Genomic DNA, 7,586 nt, shown 5'->3' with positions numbered 1-7,586 from the left:
ATCTCCGGCGGCAAGGGCGGCGCCGAGGACAAGATCGCGGCCATGGAGGCGGCGGGCATCCGCGTGTCGCCGTCCCCGGCCCGCCTCGGCAAGACCCTCGTCGAGGTGCTCAAGGGCTGAGCGACTGAGGCTGGGAGCCCACCAACCGGGCGCGCACGTTTTGCCGCACCAATTCAAGAGGAAACACCCATGACCACCTGGCTGCGCTTCCGCGCCAACGGCAGCACCGGCATCGGCACGCTGGAGGGTGACGCGATCGCAATCCATGATGGATGCATGTTCTCCGGCGCCAGCCCCACGGGCGCGCGCATCCCGCTTGCCGAGGTGACGCTGGAGGCACCCTGCGCCCCCACCAAGATCGTCGCCCTGTGGAATAATTTCCACCAGCTGGCGGCCAAGCTGAACGTGGCCGAGCCGGCCGAGCCGCTCTATCTGCTCAAGGCGGTGACCTCGGTCGCCGCTCCCGGCGCCATCGTGCGCCGGCCGGCGGCCTATTCCGGCAAGACGGTGTATGAGGGGGAGCTGGGCATCGTCATCGGCAAAACCTGTTCCAACGTGTCCGAGGACGAGGCTGCCGCCCATATCTTCGGCTACACGGTGGTCAACGACATCACCGCCGCCGACATCCTCAACCGCGATCCCACCTTCCCCCAGTGGGCGCGGGCCAAGGGGCTAGACGGCTACGGGCCGTTCGGCCCCTGGATCGTCACCGAGTTCGATCCGGCGGCGGCCCATGTGCGGACCATCCTGAATGGCGCGGAGCGGCAGAATTATCCGCTGGCCGACATGATCTTCCCGCCCGCGCGCCTCGTTGCGCTGCTGTCGCAGGACATGACGCTGAACCCCGGCGACCTCATCGCCTGCGGCACCTCGCTGGGGGTGGGCACCATGAAGGAGCCGTCCAACGACATCGCCATCGAGATCGAGGGCATCGGCACGCTGCGCAACACCTTCGTGCAGTGAGTGGGGCGGGCGGCCTCCCGCCTGCCCGCGCCTGCCGTCCGCGGGCTATGTCCGGATCGCCCGCGCGCCGCCGATGAGGATGCACGCGCCGACCACCCCGGCGACGAGATAGCCCAGCCACCCGCCGAAGCTTACGCCCAGGAGGCCAAAGAGAAAGCTGGCGATGGCGGCACCGATGATGCCGAGAATGATGTTCGTGAAGAGGCCGGTGTCGCTCTTCATGACACTCGATGCGATCCATCCGGCGAAGCCGCCGATGATGATGGCGGCAATCCAGCCGATCTGTGCGTCTTGCATGATGTGCCTCGAACCGTTGGCGTCACCGTAGCGGGTGACGCTCAAGAAACGGCTGCCGGCGCAAGTGGTTCCGGCATTGCGCGCGGTCGGCGCCAAAAAAGAGGCCGTCCGGGGCATTATGCCCGGACGGCCTCTAGAGCACGCGCCGATCAGCTTGCATCGCAAGCTGATCGGGCAACGCGTTCTCTTTCTTGAACTCAGAGGGCGATTCACCGATCAGATTGATTCAATCTGATCGGATCGCGCTCTAGACCTGGACCGCTTTGCGCGGGGCAGGGCGGTGGCGGAACGGCTCCGCCTCCGCCTTACTTCTTCAGCGCCGCCTGCGCCGCCGCGAGGCGGGCGATGGGCACGCGGAAGGGCGAGCAGGACACGTAGTTGAGCCCCACCTCGTGGCAGAAGGCCACCGAGGCGGGATCGCCGCCATGCTCGCCGCAGATGCCGAGCTTGATGTCGGGACGCGACTTGCGGCCGCGCTCGACGCCGAGCTTCACCAGCTCGCCCACGCCGTCCACGTCGATGGAGACGAAGGGATCCACCTCGATGATGCCCTTCTGCACGTAGGGGCCGAGGAAGGTGCCCGCATCGTCGCGCGAGACGCCGAAGGTGGTCTGGGTGAGGTCGTTGGTGCCGAAGGAGAAGAATTCGGCGCCCTTGGCGATCTCCTCGGCCCGCAGCGCGGCGCGCGGCAGCTCGATCATGGTGCCCACCTGGAAGGTGAGCTTCTCGCCGGTCTCCTTCTCCACCGCCTCGGCGGTCTTGCGGATGACGGCGTCCACGATGTCGAACTCGGCCTTGGTGGCGATCAGCGGCACCATGATCTCCGGGACCACCGCTTCGCCGGTCTTCTTGGCGGCGAGCACGGCCGCCTCGAAGATGGCGCGGGCCTGCATCTCGGCGATCTCGGGGAAGGCGATGGCGATGCGGCAGCCGCGGAACCCGAGCATCGGGTTCACTTCGTGCAGCTCCTTGTTGCGCCGCTCGATGCGCTCCACGTCCACGCCGAGGCTCTTGGCCACTTCCTCGGTCTCCTCCGCCGTGTGGGGGAGGAACTCGTGCAGCGGCGGGTCGAGCAGGCGGATGGTGACGGGCAGGCCCTTCATGATCTCGAACAGCTCGAGGAAGTCGGCCCGCTGCATGGGCAGGAGCTTGGCCAGCGCCGCGCGGCGGCCGGCCTCGTCGTCCGAGAGGATCATCTCGCGGACGGCCAGGATGCGGCCGGCATCGAAGAACATGTGCTCGGTGCGGCACAGGCCGATGCCCTCGGCGCCGAACGAGCGGGCCATGCGGGCGTCGGCCGGGGTCTCGGCATTGGCGCGCACCTTCAGCTTGCGCACCTTGTCGGCCCAGCCCATCAGGGTGGCGAACTCGCCCGACAGCTCCGGCTGGAGCATGGGGACCTCGCCGGCGAGCACCTGACCGGTGCCGCCGTCGATGGTGATGTGGTCGCCCTTCTTGAAGGTCTGGCCGTTCACGGTCAGGGTCTGGGCGGCCGAGTCGATGCGCAGCGATCCGGCGCCGGAGACGCAGGGCTTGCCCATGCCGCGCGCCACCACGGCGGCGTGGGAGGTCATGCCGCCGCGCGCCGTGAGAATGCCCTGGGCGGCATGCATGCCGTGGATGTCCTCAGGGCTCGTCTCCACGCGCACCAGGATGACCTTGAGGCCCTTTTCCTTGGCCGCTTCCGCCTCGTCGGCGGAGAACACGATGGTGCCCGCAGCCGCGCCGGGGGAGGCCGGCAGGCCGGTGGCGATCACCTTGCGCTCGGCCTTGGGGTCGATGGCGGGGTGCAGCAGCTGGTCGAGGGCGGCGGGATCGACACGGCCGACCGCCTCCTCCTCGGTGATGAGGCCCTCGGCGGCCAGCTCCACGGCGATGCGCAGGGCGGCCTTCGCGGTGCGCTTGCCGGAGCGCGTCTGGAGCATCCAGAGCTTGCCCTTCTCCACCGTGAACTCGAGGTCCTGCATGTCGCGGTAGTGGTTTTCGAGCACGTGGGAGATGCGCTCGAACTCCTTGAAGGCCTCGGGCAGGGCCAGCTCCATGGAGGGCTTGTCCGAGCCGGCGGCCTTGCGGGCCTTCTCGGTCAGGTCCTGCGGGGTGCGGATGCCCGCCACCACGTCCTCGCCCTGGGCGTTCACCAGGAACTCGCCGTAGAGCGCGTTCTCGCCGGTGGAGGGGTTGCGGGTGAAGGCGACGCCCGTGGCCGAGGTCTCGCCCATGTTGCCGAACACCATGGACTGCACGTTCACCGCGGTGCCCCAGCTCTCGGGAATCGAGTGCAGGCGGCGGTAGGTGATGGCTCGGGCGTTCATCCAGGAGCCGAACACGGCGCCGATGGCGCCCCAGAGCTGCTCGTGCGGGTCCTGCGGGAAGGGCTTGCCGAGCTCGGCGGCGACCTTCTCCTTGTACTTGACCACGAGGGCCGCCCAGTCGTCGGCGGACAGCTCGGTGTCGAGGTTGAAGCCCTTCTGGAGCTTGTAGTGCTCCAGGATCTCCTCGAAATGGTGATGGCTGACGCCCAGCACCACGTCGGAATACATGGTGATGAAGCGGCGGTAGCTGTCATAGGCGAAGCGCCGGTCGTCGGCGAGCTTCGCGACGGCCTCGACGGTCTCGTCGTTGAGGCCGAGATTCAGCACCGTGTCCATCATGCCCGGCATGGAGGCGCGGGCGCCGGAGCGCACCGAGACCAGGAGCGGGTTGGCCGCATCGCCGAACGACTTGCCGGTGAGCTGGCCGACCTGGGCGAGGGCGGCTTCCACGTCGCCCTTCAGCTCGGCGGGGTAGGTCTCGCCGTGTGCGTAATAATAGGTGCACACCTCGGTGGGGATGGTGAACCCGGGAGGGACTGGCAGGCCGAGATTGGACATCTCGGCGAGGTTTGCGCCCTTGCCGCCGAGCAGGTTCTTCATGTCGGCTTTGCCCTCGGCCTTCCCGTCGCCGAAGGTGTAGACCCATTTCGTCATATGGCTGATCCCTGTAGCTGGGATGTGCGGAATGGGCAGATGCTTAGCGTGCAGCGCACAAAGCATCAACAGGGGCCATCGCCGCAGCCCCCGCTTGCCCCTTGTGATGCCTCAGTGGCCGGCAAGCCCGGTCAGGCCCACGATGATCAGGTAGACCGCCACCAGAACGTTGAGAAGGCGCGGAAAGGCAAGGATGAGCACGCCGGCCGCCAGGGCGACCCAAGGCTGAATGATGACGAGGTTGAAAGACATTGTGAGATTTCCTCAGGCTGCGTGATTTATATTTGTCCCGTGTGAATGCGAGAACGTGCGCCCATTGGCCTGCCGCAGGCCGATCGGCGCATCGGTCGCCAGAGAATGAGCGGTTTGCGGGGGGCGCGGTCCAGCGGCCTGCAAAGCGGGGAATCGCCCTTCATCTTCATGCAGGAAGGGTGTGTCCGCGTCCAAAAAACCTGCCGGGATGAACAGTGCCGCCATGGATGTGCCGGCACGCAGGCGCATCAACCCGGCGGAACTCACGCTGCCGTTACGGCGGGCGCCATTGCGCAGGCGCGGTAACTGACGAAAGCTGAAGGTATTCAGCTTTGCCATCGCCTCAGGCCCCGGTCCTGCGCCGCGCGTTGACGGGACCCCATGTGAGGCTCCGATTCCGAGAGAGGCGCCATGGATGCCTTTGCCCGCCCCCGGTTGGACTGCCTCAATCTTGCTGCGACGCACAATCTGCGGCCAAAGTCACTCTGGCGCGCAATCCTTGCCGCCCTCGCGGCCCTGGTCCTCGCTCCGGGCCTTGCCGCGGCGCAGCCGGAGAAGTGCCCCCGCATGGTGGCCGATCGCGCGCCCGTGCGGCTTGCGGCGCTGGAGGGCGGCGGGCTGCGGCTCGCGGAAGCCGCGGGTCTCGTCCGGCTGACCTTTCTGGGCCATGCGAGCTTTCTCATCGAAAGTCCTGCCGGCGTGACCATCGTCACCGACTACAACGACTATATCCGGCCGCCGCTGGTGCCGCGCGTGGTCACCATGAACCATGCCCACGACACCCATTACACCGAGGTGCCCGAGGCCGGGATCGAGTACGTGTTGCGCGGCTGGAGCCCGGAGGGCGGCGCGGCGCGGCATGAACTGACCCTCGAGGATGTGTGGATCCGCAACGTGCCCACCAACATCCGGCGGGGGCCGGGCACCGAGTATGACGGCAATTCCATCTTCGTGTTCGAGGTGGCGGGCCTGTGCATCGCCCATCTCGGCCACCTGCACCACCTGCTTACGCCGGATCATCTGGAGGCGTTGGGGCGCATCGACGTGGTTCTGGCGCCCGTGGACGGCTCCTACACCCTCGACATCGAGGGGATGGTGGAGACGCTGAAGGCGATCAATGCGCCGCTCGTCATCCCCATGCACTATTTCAGCCAATGGGGGCTGGAGCGCTTCCTGTCACGGCTCGGCAGGGACTGGTGGGTGGAGCGCTCCGACGCGCCGAGCGTCATGCTGGGGCGGCAGATGCTGCCCAAGGTGCCGACTTTGCTGGTGCTGCCGGGGCGGTAGGGAGGCGCGCCGAAGCCCGCGCCCCCTGTGATTTCCGTCCCTAAACTCAAGACAAGAGAACGTGTTACCCGATCAGCTTGAATCAATCTGATCGGATCGCGTCCTAATGCTTGTTGTTGGAAAGCTTGTCGGACCAAGCCAGCAGCAGGCTCGAGGCCACGAATACGACATGGATGATGACGAGCCACATGAGCGTGCTCTCGCTCATGTGGCCCTTGTCGAGATTCATGAAGGCCTTGAGCAGCTGGATCGCGGAAATGGCGACGATGGAGGCGAGCAGCTTCTGCTTGAGGCCGGTGAAATCCACCCGCGTCATCCATTCCGGCCAGTCGGGGTGGCCTTCGGGATCAATCTTGGACACGAAATTCTCGTAGCCCGAGAAGATGACGATCAGCACCAGGTTGCCGGTGAGCGTCAGGTCCACCAAGGCGAGAATGCCGAGGATGGTGTCGCTTTCCGTTGCCGCCATGGCGTGCGTCACGAAATGCACCACCTCGCTGCCGAACTTGAACAGCAGCACCAGCAGGGACACGACGAGGCCGAGATAGAACGGCGCCATGATCCAGCGGCTGCGGAACAGCACCGACTCGATCGCACGTTCCAGCATCCTCTGCCCCTCCGTTCCGCCCGCCAGCTGCCTGCCGCAACGTGATGCGCCGCAGCGAAGGCGCAAAGGGGTGCCACGGTCGGGGCCGAAGGGCAAGCGGGCAAAGCTTCGCAGGGGAAGCCTCGCCCGCCCGGATCGTCGCTCGCCGGTATGCCGGCCCCGCGCGAGGCCTTACTCCTTCACCGCGCCGGTCATGGAGGAGACGTAATAGTCCACGAAGAAGGAGTAGAGGATCACCACCGGCAGGGAGCCGATGAGCGCGCCGGCCATCAGCGAGCCCCACTCATACACGTCCGAGCGCACCAGCTCGGTGAGCACGCCCACCGGCACGGTCTTGTTCTCGGACGACTGGATGAAGGTGAGCGCGTAGATGAACTCGTTCCACGACAGGGTGAAGGAGAAGATACCCGCCGAGATGAGGCCCGGCACCGAGAGCGGCAGCAGCACCTTGATGAGGATCTGCCAGCGCGAGGCCCCGTCCACCAGCGCGCATTCCTCCAGCTCGAACGGGATGGAGCGGAAATAGCCCATCAGCAGCCAGGTGGAGAACGGCACGAGGAAGGTCGGGTAGGTGAGGATGAGGGCGAGCTTGGTGTCGTAGATGCCCATCCCGAACACCATGATGGCGAGCGGGATGAACAGGATGGACGGCGGTACCAGATAGGCGAGGAAGATGCCGAGACCCACCCAGCGCGAGCCCTTGAAGCGCAGCCGCTCGATGGCATAGGCCGCGAACACCGAGGTCACCAGAGAGATGAAGGTGGCTGCCACCGAGATGTAGATCGTGTTCCACAGCCAGTGCGGATACGAGGTCTCGAACAGCAGGTACTTGATGTGCTCCAGCGTCGGCTCCACCACCCACAGGGGCGAGTAGTTGTTGTAGTCGGTGAGCTGGAAGTTCGGTTTGATCGCCGTGATCGCCATCCAGTAGAATGGAAACAGCAGCACGAACACGAACAGCAGCAGCGGCAGGATGACCGTGACGATCTGCCGGGGCAGGCTGTTGAGATAGCTCATGCCCGTGGAATGGTCGGTCATCTGGTCGGAAGCGTGGGTCATGGCGTTGTCCTCGGAGCGCGGGTGCTCTTCTTCCTCTCCCGTCCGAAGCCGGATGTTTCCGGCTTCGGTTTCAAGGGTCCGAACTCGGCAGCAGCCGCGTTCGGACGGGGGAGGGCCTGGCTCTTATACACATCTCCGCGCCCACGAGACTGCAG

At 66.1% G+C, this 7,586-nt stretch carries 9 protein-coding genes and 1 pseudogene; 4 read left to right on the top strand and 6 right to left on the bottom strand.

Annotated features, from left to right (window positions below; translation table 11 throughout):
* Together K9U40_RS20945 and K9U40_RS20940 are read left to right on the top strand one after the other, a co-directional pair.
* A pseudogene (locus tag K9U40_RS20945) lies at positions 1–120 on the top strand (succinate--CoA ligase subunit alpha); the annotation flags it as partial.
* A 69-nt stretch (positions 121–189) separates the two neighbouring features.
* Entirely contained in the window at positions 190–963 is a 774-nt protein-coding gene (locus tag K9U40_RS20940; protein ID WP_282892053.1) for a fumarylacetoacetate hydrolase family protein, read from the top strand.
* A 45-nt stretch (positions 964–1,008) separates the two neighbouring features.
* Here K9U40_RS20940 and K9U40_RS20935 read toward each other — a convergent pair whose 3' ends face one another.
* Positions 1,009–1,260: a GlsB/YeaQ/YmgE family stress response membrane protein gene (locus K9U40_RS20935; RefSeq protein WP_282892054.1), complete on the bottom strand. Its 252-nt coding sequence runs from the start codon at positions 1,258–1,260 to the stop codon at positions 1,009–1,011.
* Between the two features lie 34 nt (positions 1,261–1,294).
* On the opposite strand from K9U40_RS20935, the gene K9U40_RS20930 reads away from it, so the two are divergent.
* Complete coding sequence (locus tag K9U40_RS20930; RefSeq protein ID WP_282892052.1) at positions 1,295–1,495, top strand: hypothetical protein; 201 nt, start codon at positions 1,295–1,297, stop codon at positions 1,493–1,495.
* Between the two features lie 70 nt (positions 1,496–1,565).
* Here the strand turns inward: K9U40_RS20930 and ppdK are convergent, their stop codons facing one another.
* The 3 genes from ppdK to K9U40_RS20915 form a co-directional block, all read right to left on the bottom strand.
* Positions 1,566–4,226, bottom strand: a complete 2,661-nt coding sequence (ppdK, locus tag K9U40_RS20925; protein ID WP_282892051.1) for a pyruvate, phosphate dikinase — start codon at positions 4,224–4,226, stop codon at positions 1,566–1,568.
* A gap of 111 nt (positions 4,227–4,337) precedes the next feature.
* Positions 4,338–4,478: a DUF3096 domain-containing protein gene (locus K9U40_RS20920; protein WP_282892050.1), complete on the bottom strand. Its 141-nt coding sequence runs from the start codon at positions 4,476–4,478 to the stop codon at positions 4,338–4,340.
* 12 nt (positions 4,479–4,490) lie between these two features.
* The gene (locus tag K9U40_RS20915; protein ID WP_282892049.1) at positions 4,491–4,817 is read right to left on the bottom strand and encodes a hypothetical protein; all 327 of its coding nucleotides are present in this window, start codon (positions 4,815–4,817) and stop codon (positions 4,491–4,493) included.
* Positions 4,818–4,889: 72 nt separating this feature from the next.
* Here K9U40_RS20915 and K9U40_RS20910 point away from each other — a divergent pair, with 72 nt between their 5' ends.
* On the top strand, positions 4,890–5,765 hold the full coding sequence (locus K9U40_RS20910) for an MBL fold metallo-hydrolase (protein ID WP_282892048.1): 876 nt from the start codon (positions 4,890–4,892) through the stop codon (positions 5,763–5,765).
* 103 nt (positions 5,766–5,868) lie between these two features.
* Here K9U40_RS20910 and K9U40_RS20905 read toward each other — a convergent pair whose 3' ends face one another.
* Positions 5,869–6,372, bottom strand: a complete 504-nt coding sequence (locus K9U40_RS20905; RefSeq protein ID WP_282892047.1) for a TIGR00645 family protein — start codon at positions 6,370–6,372, stop codon at positions 5,869–5,871.
* A 171-nt stretch (positions 6,373–6,543) separates the two neighbouring features.
* Positions 6,544–7,431 (bottom strand): carbohydrate ABC transporter permease, encoded by an 888-nt coding sequence (locus K9U40_RS20900; RefSeq protein WP_282892046.1) that lies wholly within the window; start codon positions 7,429–7,431, stop codon positions 6,544–6,546.
* Positions 7,432–7,586: the final 155 nt, after the last annotated feature.

The sequence above is a fragment of the Xanthobacter autotrophicus genome (assembly GCF_030015065.1).
Taxonomy (GTDB): Bacteria; Pseudomonadota; Alphaproteobacteria; order Rhizobiales; family Xanthobacteraceae; genus Xanthobacter; species Xanthobacter autotrophicus_D.
Note: the sequence above shows the minus strand (reverse complement) of the source record. Positions and strands in the feature narration are given on the sequence as shown.